We start from the raw sequence: 16,026 nt of genomic DNA on the forward strand, positions 1-16,026 counted from the left end.
TTCATTCAACCGGTCTTGCCGAGCAGCACCTGGGGCAGCCACAGGGACAGTGCCGGGATGTAGGTGACCAGGAACAGCGCCACGATCATGAAAGCGAACATCGGCAGCAACGGCCGGGTGAGCTGGGCCAGCGACACGTTGGCGACGCGGGCGGCCACGAACAGCGTGCTGCCCACCGGCGGGGTGGCGATGCCGATGCACAGGTTGAAGGTGATGATGATTCCGAAGTGCACCGGCGAGATGCCCAGCTTCATCGCCACCGGCAGGAAGATCGGCGTGAGGATCAGCAGGCCGGGCGTGATGTCCAGGAAGGTGCCCAGCAGCAGCAGCAGCACGTTGAACAGCAGCAGCAGCACGATCGGGTTGCTGGAGAAGCCGGTGATCGCGTCGGCCAGCATCGTCACCGAGCCGGTGCTGGCGAGCAGCCACGACATCGTCATCGACACGCCCACCATCAGCATCACCACCGCGGTGCCGACGGCCGCACCGAGCATCGCATCGGCCAGCTTCTTCCACGTCAGGTTGCGGTAGAGCAGGCTCAGGACCAGCGTGTAGAGCGCGGCCGCGCCGGCAGCCTCGGTCGCGGTGAACACGCCGGCGACGATGCCGCCCATGATGATCAGCACCATCGCCAGCGCCGGCAGCGCACGCCAGAACACCACCAGCGCTTCGCGCAGGGTGTAGCGCTGGGTGTCGCGCGGCAGATCGCCGCGGCTGGCCACGATGTGCAGCCAGATCATCACCGACAGCGCCATCAGGATGCCCGGGATGTAGCCGGCGACGAACAGCACGTCGACCGGCGTGCCGCCCGAGATCAGCGAGTAGACGATCAGCGCGCCCGACGGCGGGATCAGCAGTCCGCACGGCGAGGCCGCCACGTTGGCGGCGGCGCAGATCGGCATGTCGTAGCCGGCCTTGCGCTGCAGCGGCGACAGCGTCGCGCCCACGCTGGCGGCGCTGGCCACCGCCGAGCCCGAGATCGCGCCGAACAGCGCGTTGGCCACCACCGAGATCTGCGCCAGCGAGCCCGGCAGCCAGCCGACCAGCACCTTGGCCAGGTCGATCAGGCGCAGGGCGATGCCGCCGGTGTTCATCAGGCCACCCGCCAGGATGAACAGCGGGATCGCCACCAGGGTGAAGCTGTCCAGGCTCGACGCCACGCGCTGGGCCGAGACGATCAGCGCGGTGTCGATGCTGGGCGTCACGGTGAACAGCGCCAGCACGGTCGCGATGCCGATGCAGAAGCTGACCGGCACCCCGAACAGCAGCAGCAGCGTGAACACCACGCCGAGGATGAGCAGTGCGGTCATGCCGGCAACTCCTGGTTGACGTGTTCGATCGCTTCCTCGACCTCGTCGGCGTGCCGGAAGCTGCCGGGCGCCACGAGGATCGCGATCTCGTAGAAGACGATGCACACCCCGGCGATCGGGATGCAGCTGTAGACGTAGCCCATCGGCACCTCGAGCGTGGCCGAGAGCTGCTCGACCTCGAAGGCGCGCAGCACCAGCCGCAGCCCGCCGTAGACGAACACCGCCGCCGCGAAGGCCAGCACCAGCGCCGCCACCGCCCGCATGTGGCGCAGCAGCGCCGGGCCGCTGAGCTTCTGGGCCAGCATGTCGTAGCCCATGTGCTCGAGCCGGCCGCAGGCGTAGGCCGTGCCGAGCAGGCTGAGCCAGATCACCGCGAAACGCGAGGTCTCCTCGGTGAAGGTCGACGGGCTGCCGAGCACGTAGCGGCTGATCACCTGCCAGATCACGCACACGGACAGCACGGAAAAACACAGGATCAGCGCGGCCTGGAGCAGGCGGTCGATCACGGATCGCATCATTTGCAGCATGGCCGCGCCCTTCCCGTCTCAGCGAACCGCGTTGATCTGGTCGAGCAGACCGGACACGCGGGCGTTCTTGCGCTCCTCGTCCAGCATCGGCTTGACCTTGTCGATGAACGCCTGCTTGTTGGGCATGCTGATCTTCACGCCCAGCTTCTCGGCCGCGACCGCCTCGGTCTTCTCGGCCTCGGCCCACAGGCCGCGCTGGTAGACGAAGGACTCGTGCGCGGCCTGGCGCAGCGCATCCTGCTGCGGCTTCTTCAGGGAGTCCCACTTGGCCGACGAGATCACCAGCACGTCGGGCACCATCTGGTGCTCGGTCATCGAGTAGAACTTGCTCACCTCGCCATGGCGGCCGGTGGTCAGCGCGGTGATGTTGTTCTCGGCGCCGTCGACCACACCCGACTGCAGCGCCGGGTAGACCTCGCCCCAGGCCATCGGCGTGGGTGCGGCACCCAGCGCCTGGACCATCTTGATGGTGGTCGGGCTCTGCTGGACGCGGATCTTCAGGCCCTTCAGGTCATCGGGCGTGTTGATCGGCTTCTTGGCGTAGAAGCTGCGCGAGCCCGAGTCGTAGAAGGTCAGGCCGATGAAGCCGCGGCTCTTGGAAGCGGCCAGGATCGACTCGCCGACCTGGCCGTCGAGCACCTTGAAGAAATGCTCCTTGCTGCGAAACACGAACGGCAGGTTGAAGACCTTGTACTCGGGCGCGAAGGTCTCGAGCGGCGAGGCGCTGGCCTTGGTCAGTTCGAGCACGCCGTTCTGCACCTGCTCGAGCGTCTCGCGCTCGCCGCCCAGGGTGCCGTTGGGGAACACCTTGATGTCGATCTCGCCGTTGGACTTCTGCTTGGCGAGTTCGGCGAACCGCACCATCGCGAGGTGCACCGGGTGCTTGTCGTTCAGGCCGTGGGCCAGACGCATCGACTGCTGCTGCGCCCAGGCGCTGCCGGAAACGCACAGACTGGCCAGCAGCAGGGCGGTGGAAAGGGGCTTCAACTTCATGGCATGTCTCCTGGAGGAAAGGCGTGTCGGGGGACTCCGGCGGGCCGATGTGGCTGCTCGAATCGACAACGCGGGTTGGTGATCGGAATGGATGGGAAGTCCGGGTTGCGGCCTGCATCGGGGCCGGCATTCGCGGGAAGGATGCGCGGGGTGCGGCGCGTCTCAGCGCGCTGCCTGTTCTAGTCCGTTTTCTGCCCCCTGCCATCGGGTCTCACACCAGCGCGCGACCTGCTCGCGCGCGGCCTCGTCCATGTGCAGGCCCAGCTTGCTGCGCCGCCACAGCACGTCGTCGGCGCTGCGGGCCCATTCGTGGCGGTGCAGGTAGTCCAGCTCGGCCTCGTGCAGGCCCGGCGCGACTTCGGCGCCCAACGTGCCGGCTTCGAGCAGCAGGTCGACGCGCGAGCCGTAGGCGCGCGCCCAGCGGCCACGCAGGGCCTCCGGCAGCTGCGGATGGCGGCGGGCGAGCGCCTGCTCGAAGCGCTGCAGGTCGACGTCCGGGCGCTGCGGCGCGCCGATCCACTCGCGCAGGTCGCCGCCGGGCAGCGGCGCATCGACGGTCCAGGCCGCCCCTTGCTGGCCAGACACGCCCGGCACGCCGAGCACGCCGCACAGCCGGTCGGCCGCCTCCTCGGCGAGCTTGCGGAAGGTCGTGATCTTGCCGCCCCAGACCGACAGCAGCGGCGCGCCGTCGTCGCGCAGCTCGAGCTCGTAGTCGCGTGTCACCGCCGCCGCGTCGTCCTCGCCCTCGTTGCCCAGCAGGGGCCGCACGCCGGAGTAGGTCCACACCACGTCCTGCGGCTGCACCGGCTGGGCGAAGTAGCGGCTGGCCTGCGCGCACAGGTAGCCGATCTCGTCGGCGTCGATGCGCACCTCGCCGATCGGGCCGTGGTGTTCGACGTCGGTGGTGCCGATCAGCGTGTAGTCGCGTTCGTAGGGGATCGCGAAGATGATGCGCCGGTCGGGGTTCTGGAAGATGTAGGCGTGATCGTGCTCGAAGAGGCGCGGCACGACGATGTGGCTGCCCTTGACCAGGCGCAGCGATCGCGCCTCGGGCAGGTGCGCATGCTCGCGCAGGAACTGGCTGGCCCACGGCCCGGCGGCGTTGACGAGCGCTCGCGCCGTCACCGTCTCCTCGCGGCCGTCGCGGTGCTGCAGCGTGGCCGACCAACGTGCGCCGACACGTGCCACCCGCACCACCCGGCAGCGCGTGGCGATGCGCGCGCCGCGTTCGGCGGCGTCGATCGCCGCCAGCACCACCAGCCGCGCGTCGTCGACCCAGCCGTCCGAATAGACGAAGCCGCGGCGGAACTCGGGCTTGAGCGGCACGCCGGCGGCATGGCGGCGCAGGTCGACCGCCCGCGAGGCCGGCAGGATCTCGCGGCGGGCCAGGTGGTCGTACAGGAACAGCCCGGCGCGGATCATCCAGGCCGGCCGCATCGCCGGGTCGTGCGGCATCACGAAACGCAGCGGCCGCATGATGTGCGGCGCACTGCGCAGCAGCGCCTCGCGCTCGGCCAGCGCCTTGCGAACCAGCGAAAACTCGTGGTATTCGAGGTAGCGCAGGCCGCCGTGGATCAGCTTGGTCGAGGCCGACGAGGTGTGCGAGGCCAAGTCGTCCTGCTCGGCCAGCAGCACCGACAGGCCGCGACCGGCCAGGTCGCGGGCGATGCCGGCGCCGTTGATGCCGCCCCCCACGACGAGCACGTCGCAGGCACCGCCAGCGGGGCTCGACGACGATGGGGTTTGCGGGTGGTTCAAGTTCAGGACTCCTTTTTGACGCTCGGAATTGTTCGCTTTTTTTCTTTTTACAAAAAAACGAACACAAAGACAACTCAGTGCGAACCCTAAGGCAAGAAAACGAACAGCCGCCGTAAGCTACGGGGCGTGAACTTCATCCCCAATCCGAGACAGGCCGGCGTGCTCGACGCCGTGCGAGAACAAGGCACGATCAGCGTCGAGGCGCTGGCCGAGCGCTTCGGCGTGACGCTGCAGACCGTGCGGCGCGACGTCAAGCTGCTCTCCGGCGCCGGGCTGCTGACGCGCTTCCACGGCGGCGTGCGGCTGCCGAGTTCGACCACCGAGAACATCGCCTACCGCCAGCGCCAGCAGCTCAACGAGGACGCCAAGCACCGCATCGCCCGGGCAGTGGCCGATGCGGTGCCCGACGGCTGTTCGCTGATCATCAACATCGGTACCACCACCGAGGCGATCGCGCACGAGCTGCTGCGCCGCCGCGGCCTGCGCGTGATCACCAACAACCTCAATGTCGCGGCGATCCTGTCCGACAACCCCGACTGCGAAGTCATCGTCGCCGGGGGTCTGGTGCGTTCGCGCGACCGCGGCGTGGTGGGCGAGGCGACCGTCGAGTTCATCCGCCAGTTCAAGGTCGACATCGCCCTGATCGGCATCTCGGGCATCGAGGCCGACGGCACGCTGCGCGATTTCGACTACCGCGAGGTGACGGTGGCGCGCGCCATCGTCGAGCACTCGCGCGAGGTCTGGCTGGCGGCCGACCACAGCAAGTTCAACCGCCCGGCGATGGTGGAGCTGGCGCGCCTCGACCAGGTCGATGTGCTGTACACCGACCAGCCGCCGCCGCCGCCCTTCGACGCCTTGCTCGACGAGGCAGGCGTGCGCTGCGTGGTGGCCCCGGCCTGACCGCCGCAGCGCCTTCCCCGGACCAACCGCAAGGACATCCGATGAGCTTTCTTCTGGCCCTCGACCAGGGCACGTCGAGTTCGCGCAGCATCGTCTTCGACATCGAGGGCCGTCCGGTCGCGATGGCGCAGCGCGAGCTGCGGCAGATCTATCCGCAGCCCGGCTGGGTCGAACACGATCCGATCGAGATCCGCGACAGCCAGCTCGCCACCGCACGCGAGGCGATCGCGCGCGCCGGCATCTCGGCGCACGACATCCGCGCCGTCGGCATCACCAACCAGCGCGAGACCACCCTGCTGTGGAACCGCCGCACCGGCGCGCCGCTGCACAACGCGATCGTCTGGCAGGACCGCCGCACCGAGCCGATCTGCGCGGCGCTGCGCGAGCGCGGCGCCGAGGCGCTGGTGCGCCAGCGCACCGGCCTGCTGATCGACCCCTATTTCTCCGGCACCAAGCTCCAGTGGCTGCTCGACCACGTGCCCGGCGCACGCGAGCAGGCCGCACGTGGCGAACTCGCCTTCGGCACGGTCGACGCGTGGCTGGTCTGGCAGCTGACCGGCGGGCGGGTGCACGCCACCGACGTGACCAACGCCTCGCGCACGCTGCTGTTCGACGTGCACGCCAACCGCTGGGACGACGAGCTGCTGAGCCTGCTCGACGTGCCGCACGAGCTGCTGCCTGCCGTGTTTCCGTCGTCGCATCTCTACGGCGAGACCGATGCCGGCCTGCTCGGCGCGGCCTTGCCGATCGCCGGCATCGCCGGCGACCAGCAGAGCGCGCTGTTCGGCCAGGCCTGCTTCAAGCCCGGCCTGGCCAAGAACACCTACGGCACCGGCTGCTTCCTGCTGATGCACAACGGCGATCGTTTCCAGTCCTCGGCCAACGGCCTGGTGACCACCGCCGCAGCGCAGACCGGGCCGCAGCCGCAGTTCGCGATCGAAGGCAGCGTCTTCGTCGGCGGCGCGGTGGTGCAGTGGCTGCGCGACGGCCTGCGCGCGATCGATTCGGCCTCGGCGGTGCAGGCACTGGCGCAGAGCGTGCCCGACTCGGGCGGCGTGGTCTTCGTGCCGGCATTCACCGGGCTGGGGGCGCCCTACTGGAAACCTGACGCACGCGGCGCCATCGTCGGCCTGTCGCGTGGCACGACGCTCGGCCACATCGCCCGCGCCGCGCTGGAGAGCATCGCCTACCAGAGCGCCGCCCTGCTGGCCGCGATGGGTCGCGACGCCCAGGCCTGCGGCGGCGCGGCCGTCACCGAGCTGCGCGTGGACGGCGGCGCCTGCGTCAACGACCTGCTGATGCAGTTCCAGGCCGACCTGCTGGGCGTGCCGGTGGTGCGACCCCAGGTGATCGAGACCACCGCGCGCGGCGCCGCCTTCCTGGCCGGCCTGAGCACCGGCGTGTACCGCGGCCTCGACGAACTCGAAGCCCTGTGGCAGCCCGAGCGCACCTTCCACCCGACCCTACCCCCAGGGCGCGCCAGCGAGCTGATGGCGCAGTGGGAACACGCCGTGCGCCAGACCGTGGCGAGCTGAGCGCCCGTCCGGTCGAGCGCGACCGCCAGCCCGCGTCCGTCGACGCCTGTTTTCATTTCCGGTTGCAGGCCGAGCAGGCATGCGCGGGTGCGTGCTCTAATTTCTGGGCCGTCCGGCAGGCAATCCGTCGCGGTGGCACGCATCGACCCGTGCGTGCGACCGCGACGCTCCAACCAAGGAAACACCCCGATGGAATGGCTCGAACCCGTGGCCGAGATCCTGCACATCAGCCCCTGGCCGCCTGATCCGGGCGGTCTGTTCTGGCCGGTGCTGATGCTGCTCAGCGGCGGACTGCTCGGCGAGGTGGTGGCGCGCGTGTCGCGCCTGCCGCGGGTGCTGGGCTATTCGACCGCCGGCGTGGTGATCGCGCTGTCGGGCAACGGCACCAGCACCGGCCAGCTGCCCGAATCGCTGCGCCTGGTGGTCGACGTGGCGCTGGCGCTGCTGCTGTTCGAGATCGGCAGCCGCGTCAAGCTGCGCTGGCTGCGGGTCAACCAGGCCTTGCTGTGGACCAGCCTGAGCGAAGCCACGCTGACCTTCTTCACGGTCTATGCGGCGTTGTCGTGGTTCGGTCTCGACCGGCCGCTGGCGATGGCCTGCGCGGTGCTGGCGATGCCGGCCTCGGCGGCGGTGGCCGGGCGGGTGGCGCTCGAACTGGGCGCGGCCGGCCAGGTGACCGAACGCATGATCCTGCTGACCGCGCTCAACACGCTCTATGCCACGCTGGCGCTGACGCTGTTTCGCGGCTGGCTGTCGTTCGAACAGATGAGCGACTGGGTCAACGCCTTCGCGCGCCTGGGCTACAACTTCCTCGGCTCGCTGCTGGTGGCGCTGCTGCTGGCGCGGCTGGTGGCGCTGATCGCGCGCCGGCTCGACCTGCGCAACGACAACTCGGTGCTGCTGCTGCTCGGCCTGGTGCTGCTGGCGATCACGCTGGCGCGCTCGCTGGGGCTGTCGACGCTGCTGGTGCCGCTGCTGGCCGGGCTGGCGCTGCGCAATTCGAGCGAGCGGCCCTGGGTCTGGCCGCGCCACTTCGGCACCGCCGGCGGGGTGCTGGTGCTGATGCTGTTCGTGATCGTCGGTTCGGCCTGGTCGATCGAGACGCTGGCCGCCGGCGCCGCGGCGGCCGCGGTGCTGGTGCTGGCGCGCGCGGCGGCCAAGCTGCTGGCGGTCAACGGCTGGGCCCGTGTCAGCGGCCTGAGCGGCAAGCAGGGCCTGGCGCTGGGGATCACGCTGACGCCACTGTCGGCCACCGCGCTGGTGATGCTGGCCGATCTGTATTCGGTCGACCCGGCCTTCGGCCGCCAGCTCGCACCGATCGTGCTGAGTGCGATCGCGATGCTCGAACTGCTCGGCCCGCTGGCGGTGCAATGGGCGCTGCAAAGCGCCGGTGAAGTCACGCCGGGCGCCTTGCAGGCCCGCAGCAAGGGGGCGCGCTCATGAGTTTGGGTGAATTCGCACAGTCGCGCTCGCTCACGCTGGGCGTCGAGCTAGAACTGCAGATCGTCAACACGCACGACTACGACCTGGCGCCGTCGGCGGTCGACCTGCTGCGCCTGATGGAGCGACACAAGGTGCCCGGCAGCGTGGTGCCGGAGATGACCGACAGCATGATCGAGCTGTCCACCGGCATCTGCACCGACTACGACGACGCGCTGTCGCAGCTGCGCGAGATCCGCGACGCGCTGGTGTCGTGCGCGGCCCAGCTCAACGTCGGCCTGTGCGGCGGCGGCACCCATCCGTTCCAGGACTGGAGCCAGCGCCGCATCTTCAACAAGCCGCGTTTCCAGGAGCTGTCGCAGCTCTACGGCTACCTGTCCAAGCAGTTCACGATCTTCGGCCAGCACGTGCACGTCGGCTGCCCGGGGCCGGACCAGGCGCTGGTGCTGCTGCACGGGCTGTCGCGCTTCATCCCGCACCTGATCGCGCTGAGTGCCTCGTCGCCGTTCGTGCAGGGCACCGACACCGGCTTCGATTCGGCACGGCTGAACTCGGTGTTCGCCTTCCCGATGTCGGGCCGCGCGCCCTTCGTGCAGACCTGGGACGACTTCAACGTCTACTTCAACAAGATGACCCGCACCGGCGTCATCAAGAGCATGAAGGACTTCTACTGGGACATCCGCCCCAAGCCCGAGTACGGCACGATCGAGGTGCGCGTGCTCGACACGCCGCTGACGGTCGAGAAGGCCGCCGCGATGGCCGGCTACATCCAGTGCCTGGCGCGCTGGCTGCGGGTGGAGAAGCCCTTCGAGCTCAACGAGGACGACTACCTGCCCTACACCTACAACCGCTTCCAGGCCTGCCGCTTCGGGCTCGACGGCATCTTCGTCGACCCGCAGACCGGCGAACACCGCACGCTGCGCGACGACATCCTGGCCAGCTTCGACAAGCTCGAACTGCACGCGATGGAGCTGCGCGCCGAGGGCGCCATCAACTACCTGCGCGCCGACCTGCTGCGCATCGGCAACGACGCCAGCTGGATCCGCCACATCAACGACGAAGAGCACCTGCTGGCCGAAGTGGTGCGTCAACAATGCCAACGCTGGGCCGGGCAGGGGCGCTGAGCCGCGTGCCGGCCTACCCGCTGCCGGTGCGCGAGCGGCCGCTGCTGATCGGCATGTCGGCGCGGCTGATGCACGTGCCGCCGGTCGAGCTGGGGTTCCGCGGCAAGACGCTGCAGTACCTGGAGCAGTCGCTGGCGCACTGGATCATGGCGCACGGCGCGATGGCGGTGATGATCCCGACGCTCGGCTTCGACGCCGAGGTGGAGCGCCGCAAGGTCGGCGTGCACCACTACGTCGACATGCTCGACGGCCTGGTGCTGCAGGGCGGCGCCGACGTCAGCCCGCTGAGCTACGGCCAGCAGCCGCTGCGCCCCGAGTGGGCCGGCGACGCGGTGCGCGACCGCTACGAGATCGAGCTGATCGACGGTTTCCTCACCCAGGGCAAGCCGATGCTCGGCATCTGCCGCGGCTGCCAGCTGCTCAACGTCGCCTTCGGCGGCAGCCTGCTGCAGGACATCAACACCCAGCGACCCGACACGCGCCGCCACGTCGACGGCGTGCTCTACGACCAGCTGCAGCACGGCCTGCGCTTCGAGCCCGGCAGCCGGCTGGAGAAGATCTACGACGGCCACGCCAGCCCGCGCGTCAACAGCATCCACCACCAGGCGGTCGACCGGCTGGGCTCCGACCTGGTGGTCGAGGCGCGCTGCGACGAAGACGGCGTGGTCGAGGCGATCCGCTCACGCGGCGACCTGTTCGTGGCCGGCGTGCAGTGGCACCCGGAATTCCATCTGCACACCCGGGAACTGCTCGACGCCGAGCCGCTGATGAACGCCTGGCTGGCGGCGGTCAAGGCGCGCCGAGACGGCACGGCGGCACCAGGCTGAACGGCGGGGTCCTGCGAGCGCGGCGGTAGCAACAAGAGCGCCCCCGGCAGCACCAACCCTGCCGGCAGACTGGCGCAAGAACCGGCGTGATGCGGAGAGGCAGAACTCACCCGACGTCGCGCCCGCTTACCATCGGATCCATGCCAACTGCCCCCCGTAAGGCGCCCTCCCCCCAGACCCAGCCCACCAGCAGCGAAGTCGCCCGACGCGCCGGCGTGTCGCGGACCACCGTCTCCTTCGTGCTCAACGGCGTGACCACCCAGGGCATCAGCGAGGCCACCCGCGAGAAAGTGCTCGCCGCCGCACGCGAGCTCGGCTATGAGCCACATGCGGCGGCGCGTTCACTGGCGGGCGGCTCCACTGGCAACATGGCCCTGGTGATCCCCAAGGTCGAACACCTGTATTTCGACGCTTTTCTTGAGCAGCTGGTCGCCAGCATCAACGAACACTGCCATCGCCACGGCCTCAAGCTGCTGATCGAGACCCTCGAAGACCCGGGCGGCAAGGCTGGCGGGTTCATGAAACTGGTGCGCAGCCGGCGCATCGACGGACTGATCATCGCCCACCTGCGCGCTGGCGAGATCGAGTCCCTGCGGCAACTGCGCGATGCCGGCATCCCGCTGGTGGTGTTCGACCGAGAGCTGTCGAAGGCCGAGGGTTTCCACACCATGGGCCACGACACCCGGGCATCGGCTCGCATGGCGGTGAACCATCTGATCGCGCTCGGGCACCGGCGCATTGGCCTGGTCAACTACGCCCAGCCCGAGTTCCATTCGGTCAACCAGCGTGAACGTGGCTGGCACCAGGCGCTGGCCGAGCACGGCATCACTGCCGAGCCGCAGTGGGTGACCCACGCCGACATCACCGCCGAGAGCGGCTACCGAGCCACCCGCGAGCTGCTCGCGCGAGGCGGCCGGCTCACGGCCCTGTTCGCCGGCAACGACACCATCGCCTTCGGCGCGCTGCGCGCGCTGCACGAGGCGGGTCTGCGCGTGCCGCAGGATGTCGCCGTGGTCGGCTACGACGACATCCCCTTCGCCCCCTACGCCTCGCCGCCACTGACGACCGTGCGTTCCGATCCGGTCGGACACGGCCGGCAGGCGATCCAGATGCTGCTGGCGCAGATCGAAGGACGCGACCCCGCCGCAGTGGAGCCGGTGCCCGCGCCGACCCTGGTGATCCGAGAATCCTGCGGCGCCAGCCTGGCCGGACGGATCGCGCCCGGCTAGGCTGGGCAGGCCGCACGGGCGGCGCAGTGGCGCCGGATGAAATCGGCATGGCCGGGCAGGCCGTGGGCGGCACTCACCATGGCCTGGCGCAGCCGCGCCAGCACGGCATCGCCATCGACGTCGCGCAGATCGACCAGGGGATCGTGGCGCTGCGGCCAGTTCAGCTGGCCGATGTGCACCGACAGCCAGCTGGCGTTGCCGAACAGCTCCATGCCCTCGCTGACCAGGCGGCCGTAGCGCCGGAAATGCTCGATCTTGTATTGCAGCGTGTCGGGTATCGGCATCGCCGCGCAGTAGCGCCACAGCGGCGCGTCATCCCGCTCGGTGAGCTTGTAGTGCAGGATCAGGAAGTCGCGGATGCGCTCGAACTCCTGCACCCCGATGCGGTTGTATTCGGCCGCCGTCAGCGGATCGAAGTCGCGATCGGGAAACAGCGCCAGCAGCCGCGAGATGCCCGACTGCACCAGGTGCAGGCTGGTCGACTCCAGCGGTTCCATGAAGCCGCTGGCCAGGCCCAGCGCCACGACATTGCGGTTCCAGAACTGCTTGCGCCGGCCGGTGGTGAAACGCAGCGCTCGCGGTGCGGCCAGGGCCGCGCCGTCGAGGTTGTCGAGCAGCACCGCCGCCGCTTCGTCGTCATCGAGGAACTGGCTGCTGTAGACATGGCCGTTGCCGATGCGGTGCTGCAGCGGGATGCGCCACTGCCAGCCGGCCGCGCGCGCGGTCGAGCGCGTGTAGGGCGTCAGCTCGCCCCCCTCGGGCGACTCAGGATGACTGCAGGGCACCGCCATCGCGCGATCGCAGGGCAACCAGTGGCTCCAGTCCTCGTAGCCGGTGTGCAGGGTCTGCTCGATCAGCAGGCCACGAAAGCCCGAGCAGTCGATGAACAGCTCGCCGGCGATGTCACGCCCGTCGGCGAGTCGCACCGATGCGACGAAGCCGTCGGTCGGGCGCAGGGCGACACCGACGACCTGGCCCTCGATACGCCGCACCCCGCGCGCCTCGGACACCTCGCGCAGGTAGCGGGCGTAGAGCGTGGCGTCGAAGTGGTAGGCATAGTCGAAGGTCGACAGCACCGAGCGCGGATCGCTCGAGGGCCTGTCGAACCGGCCCCGACTGGCCATCACCCAGGCCATCGAATGTTCGTCGATGCCGGGCATGCCTTCACGCCCTCGGCTGCGCAGCCAATACTGGTGTTGCGGCGACAGATCGAACTGCACGCCATGCGGGCCGAAGGGATGGAAGTAGCGCTGGCCGAGCCGGGCCCAGTCGACGAATTCGATCCCGAGCTTGAAGGTGCCCTGGGTGCGCTTGAGGAACTCGGCCTCGTCCAGGCCCAGGGTCTGGTTGAAGATCCTGATCGGAGGAATCGTCGCCTCGCCGACACCGACGGTGCCGATCTCATCGGATTCGACCAGCGTGACACGACAGCGCTGCGACAGCGCGCTGGACAAGGCCGCCGCGGCCATCCAGCCGGCCGAACCACCACCGATGATGACGATGTCGCGCAGATGGCGTTCAGGATTTGACATGCGCTGGCCTCCGTGTGGAGCGGAAAAAGGGGCGACTTGCGTCGCCCGTAAAGTTGCAACCCGAGGGGATCTGCGCCCCCCTTGATCTCCCTGATCTCACCTCATCGATCAGAACGCATGTCGGATCGACGCCGTGAACGATCGGCCCGTTTCCGGCCGCAGTTCGACGATGTTCTGGGCGTTCGGGCCACCCACGCCGCCCGACGAGGCGACCTTGTCGAACAGGTTGCTGGCGTTCAGCGTCAGCGTCGTGTTCTCGGCCATCTCGTAGCCGACGAAGGCATTGACGATGTAGCGGCCCGCGACCTTCGTGGTGTTGAAGGTGTTGTTCCACACCGAGGTCTGGCCGAAAATCGACGCGCCGGTGGTCACCGGGCCGAAGGTGTAGCGCGGCGAGATCGAATAGAGCACCGTGGGCACGCCACCCGGCACCTTGCCCACCGTGCTGGCCCCTTGCGCCGTGCCGACCAGGTCCTTCGTGATTTTCAGGTCGGTGTAGACGGCATTGGCATTGATCGCGAAGTTGCCGATGCTCAGCGCCGACTCGAGCTCCAGGCCGCGGGCCCGGGTCCCCACCACGTTCAGCTTCGGACCGATGGTGCGCGTCTGGTCGTAGTCGTACTCGTCCACCGTCGCCGTGAAGAGCGTGGCGAACAGGCCGTAGCTGCCCCAGTCGCGGCTGCCGCGGTGCTTCACGCCGATTTCACGCTGCTTGACGGTCGCGACCGCCTGGGCCTCCAGGCCGGCCATCAGGGCACCGGTCACCGAGTTCACGAAAGGCGAGAACAGCAGGCGGTCGGCGATGGCCCGACCGCCCTTGCTGACACGCGCGAACGTGCTGGTGTCGTTGCTGAGGCGGTAGTTGGCACCCAGGGAGTACGAGGTGTAGTTGACCTTGTAGTTGATCGGACTCGGGTTGCTGGTGTCAACCAACCAGACGTTGCGCTCGGCACCATCGATGACCCCATCCCGGTTGACGTCGAGACCGCCGGCGACCTGCTTGCCGCCGGCATAGCTGCCGGTGGCACGGACCATGTCGTGGCGCAGGCTGGCCTCCAGGTCGACCGGGCCGCTTTCGAGCGCCAGCGACAGGTAGGGCGCGTCGGTGGTGTAGTGCGCATTGACGCTGCGGGCGCAGCAGCCGCCCCACTGGTTGTTGTAGCCCGTCAGGCCGGCGGTGGTCAGCATCGCGCCGGCGGCATCCCTGACGTCGATCAGCGCGCCGTTGCGGCCGATCTCCATCAGGCGCTCGCTGATCTGCCATTCCTGGACGATGTCCTGGTTGGAACGGTAGTAGCCCAGCTTGGTGTTGAGCTTGTTGCCGCTCAGCTCGAAGGCCTTGCTCAGGCTCAGGTCGTTGGCGTAGTGGCCCATGTCGGGCGACTGCTGGTTGATCGCCGCGCTCTGCGACACCAGCCCGGTCTGCAGGTTGGTGTCGGTGACGGCCTGGCCGGCCTTCGGGCCGTTGAAGTACACCGCCGACGAGCCGGCGCCGAAGTTGCCGAGCATGCCACCCAGCGTGTTGGCACCCCAGAACTGGGTCTGGAAGGCACTCGAGGTGCGGCTGATCTTGAACTTGTTGTCGATCGTGAACCCGGTCGGCAGTTCGTTGTGGAACTCCAGACCCACCGTCTTCGACTTGACCGTGATGCCCCTGGACACGTCGGCCATGCCGGTGCTGGTGCCGACCGGGCCGATCGTCGGCATGCTGGTGTTGTAGATCGACAGCTGCGAATCCTTGCGGATGTCGAAACCGTTGATCGAGCTCATGCCGGTGACCGTGTTGCCGCTCAACGAAGCACGCGCCGGCATGCTGGTGTAGGTCGGTGCACTCTCGTCGAGGGACTTGAACGAGACCCGCAGATAGCCCTTGTCGCCGTTGAAGGCGTTGGTCAGATTGCCCTTGATCTGATGGCCACGCAGGGCATGGGTGTCGTTGGCACGCGGGCCTTCGCCGTCGCGGAAGTAGCCGCCGATGTGGAAGCGCAGGTTCGGACTGAGCTTGCCGCCGTAGTCGCCGTCGACACGGGTCTCGTCGAAGTTCAGGCCACGTGTCAGGCCGATCGATCCGCCCTTCTCCTTGCCGGTCTTGCTGATGTAGTTGATGACCGCGCCCGGGGCGTGCGAGGCGAAGGTTGCCGCCGAGCCGCCCCGCAGCGTCTGGATGCTGTCGACGTTGTTATCGAAGCGGATGAAGTAGTCGTTGTTGCCGAAGTTCATGTCGCCGAACTCGACCACGGGCAGGCCATCCTCCTGGAGCTGGACGAACTTCGAGCCGCCCGACGAGATCGGCAGGCCGCGCACCGTGATGTTGGAGTTGCCGCCCGGACCGGCCGAACTTTCAGCCCGGATACCCGGGATCAGGTGCAGCACGTCGGCTTCGGAGCGGGCACCGAAGTCGGCGACCTGCTGCTGGTCGACGTCGGTCACCGACACCGAGCTGCGCATCTTCGACTTCTTCTGGCTGGTGCCGGTGACGACGACACGATCCAGGCCGACGACGTCGCCCTTGTCTCGCTTGCCCGCGACGGCTGCCCCTGCCGCGCCGGTGGCGGCCGATGCTTCTGCCTTGGCTGCGTCGGCCTGGGTGGCCTCGGCGGCCTTGTCCTCGGCCGCCACAGGGCCCTGGGCCTGTACCGGACCGGCGAGCAGGACCGCGAAGGCCGACGAGGTCAGCAGCGCGGCGATCTGGTTGAGTTTCGGCGCCCTAGCTGGGCGCACGCGATGTTTGTGCATCGTTTCTCCTCGTGAGGTATGCATGGTTGGAATCGCTGGATCGCGTCGGCCGTTGCGGGCTGTCGACGCCTCTTGCTGCTCAAGAGAGGGTGAAAGACCCGGCGGCTAACTCGCG

General features: G+C 68.6%; 12 protein-coding genes. 6 read left to right on the forward strand and 6 right to left on the reverse strand.

Annotated elements, in window-relative coordinates; all coding sequences use genetic code 11:
• Positions 1–5: 5 nt before the first annotated feature.
• The 4 genes from LCHO_RS16055 to glpD form a co-directional block, all read right to left on the reverse strand.
• Positions 6–1,310, reverse strand: coding sequence for a TRAP transporter large permease (locus LCHO_RS16055; RefSeq protein ID WP_012348223.1), 1,305 nt, complete (start codon positions 1,308–1,310; stop codon positions 6–8).
• Complete coding sequence (locus tag LCHO_RS16060) at positions 1,307–1,825, reverse strand: TRAP transporter small permease (RefSeq protein ID WP_223210457.1); 519 nt, start codon at positions 1,823–1,825, stop codon at positions 1,307–1,309. Before LCHO_RS16060 ends, LCHO_RS16055 begins: the two co-directional genes overlap by 4 nt.
• 30 nt (positions 1,826–1,855) lie before the next feature.
• The gene (locus tag LCHO_RS16065; protein WP_012348225.1) at positions 1,856–2,830 is read right to left on the reverse strand and encodes a TRAP transporter substrate-binding protein; all 975 of its coding nucleotides are present in this window, start codon (positions 2,828–2,830) and stop codon (positions 1,856–1,858) included.
• Between the two features lie 162 nt (positions 2,831–2,992).
• The gene (gene glpD / locus LCHO_RS16070; protein WP_012348226.1) at positions 2,993–4,588 is read right to left on the reverse strand and encodes a glycerol-3-phosphate dehydrogenase; all 1,596 of its coding nucleotides are present in this window, start codon (positions 4,586–4,588) and stop codon (positions 2,993–2,995) included.
• A 126-nt stretch (positions 4,589–4,714) separates the two neighbouring features.
• On the opposite strand from glpD, the gene LCHO_RS16075 reads away from it, so the two are divergent.
• The 6 genes from LCHO_RS16075 to LCHO_RS16100 all read left to right on the forward strand — a co-directional run bounded on the left by LCHO_RS16075 (position 4,715) and on the right by LCHO_RS16100 (position 11,643).
• On the forward strand, positions 4,715–5,488 hold the full coding sequence (locus LCHO_RS16075) for a DeoR/GlpR family DNA-binding transcription regulator (RefSeq protein WP_012348227.1): 774 nt from the start codon (positions 4,715–4,717) through the stop codon (positions 5,486–5,488).
• Between the two features lie 41 nt (positions 5,489–5,529).
• Positions 5,530–7,023, forward strand: a complete 1,494-nt coding sequence (gene glpK, locus LCHO_RS16080; protein WP_012348228.1) for a glycerol kinase GlpK — start codon at positions 5,530–5,532, stop codon at positions 7,021–7,023.
• Between the two features lie 189 nt (positions 7,024–7,212).
• Entirely contained in the window at positions 7,213–8,466 is a 1,254-nt protein-coding gene (locus tag LCHO_RS16085; RefSeq protein ID WP_012348229.1) for a cation:proton antiporter, read from the forward strand.
• On the forward strand, positions 8,463–9,587 hold the full coding sequence (locus LCHO_RS16090; RefSeq protein ID WP_012348230.1) for a YbdK family carboxylate-amine ligase: 1,125 nt from the start codon (positions 8,463–8,465) through the stop codon (positions 9,585–9,587). Before LCHO_RS16085 ends, LCHO_RS16090 begins: the two co-directional genes overlap by 4 nt.
• Entirely contained in the window at positions 9,557–10,414 is an 858-nt protein-coding gene (locus LCHO_RS16095; RefSeq protein WP_012348231.1) for a gamma-glutamyl-gamma-aminobutyrate hydrolase family protein, read from the forward strand. Before LCHO_RS16090 ends, LCHO_RS16095 begins: the two co-directional genes overlap by 31 nt.
• A gap of 140 nt (positions 10,415–10,554) precedes the next feature.
• Complete coding sequence (locus tag LCHO_RS16100) at positions 10,555–11,643, forward strand: LacI family DNA-binding transcriptional regulator (protein ID WP_012348232.1); 1,089 nt, start codon at positions 10,555–10,557, stop codon at positions 11,641–11,643.
• Here LCHO_RS16100 and LCHO_RS16105 read toward each other — a convergent pair.
• Together LCHO_RS16105 and LCHO_RS16110 are read right to left on the reverse strand one after the other, a co-directional pair.
• Entirely contained in the window at positions 11,640–13,175 is a 1,536-nt protein-coding gene (locus LCHO_RS16105; RefSeq protein ID WP_012348233.1) for a tryptophan halogenase family protein, read from the reverse strand. The genes LCHO_RS16100 and LCHO_RS16105 overlap by 4 nt on opposite strands.
• 108 nt (positions 13,176–13,283) lie before the next feature.
• Complete coding sequence (locus tag LCHO_RS16110) at positions 13,284–15,911, reverse strand: TonB-dependent receptor (protein ID WP_012348234.1); 2,628 nt, start codon at positions 15,909–15,911, stop codon at positions 13,284–13,286.
• Positions 15,912–16,026: the final 115 nt, after the last annotated feature.

This window comes from Leptothrix cholodnii SP-6 (assembly GCF_000019785.1).
Taxonomy (GTDB): Bacteria; Pseudomonadota; Gammaproteobacteria; order Burkholderiales; family Burkholderiaceae_C; genus Sphaerotilus; species Sphaerotilus cholodnii.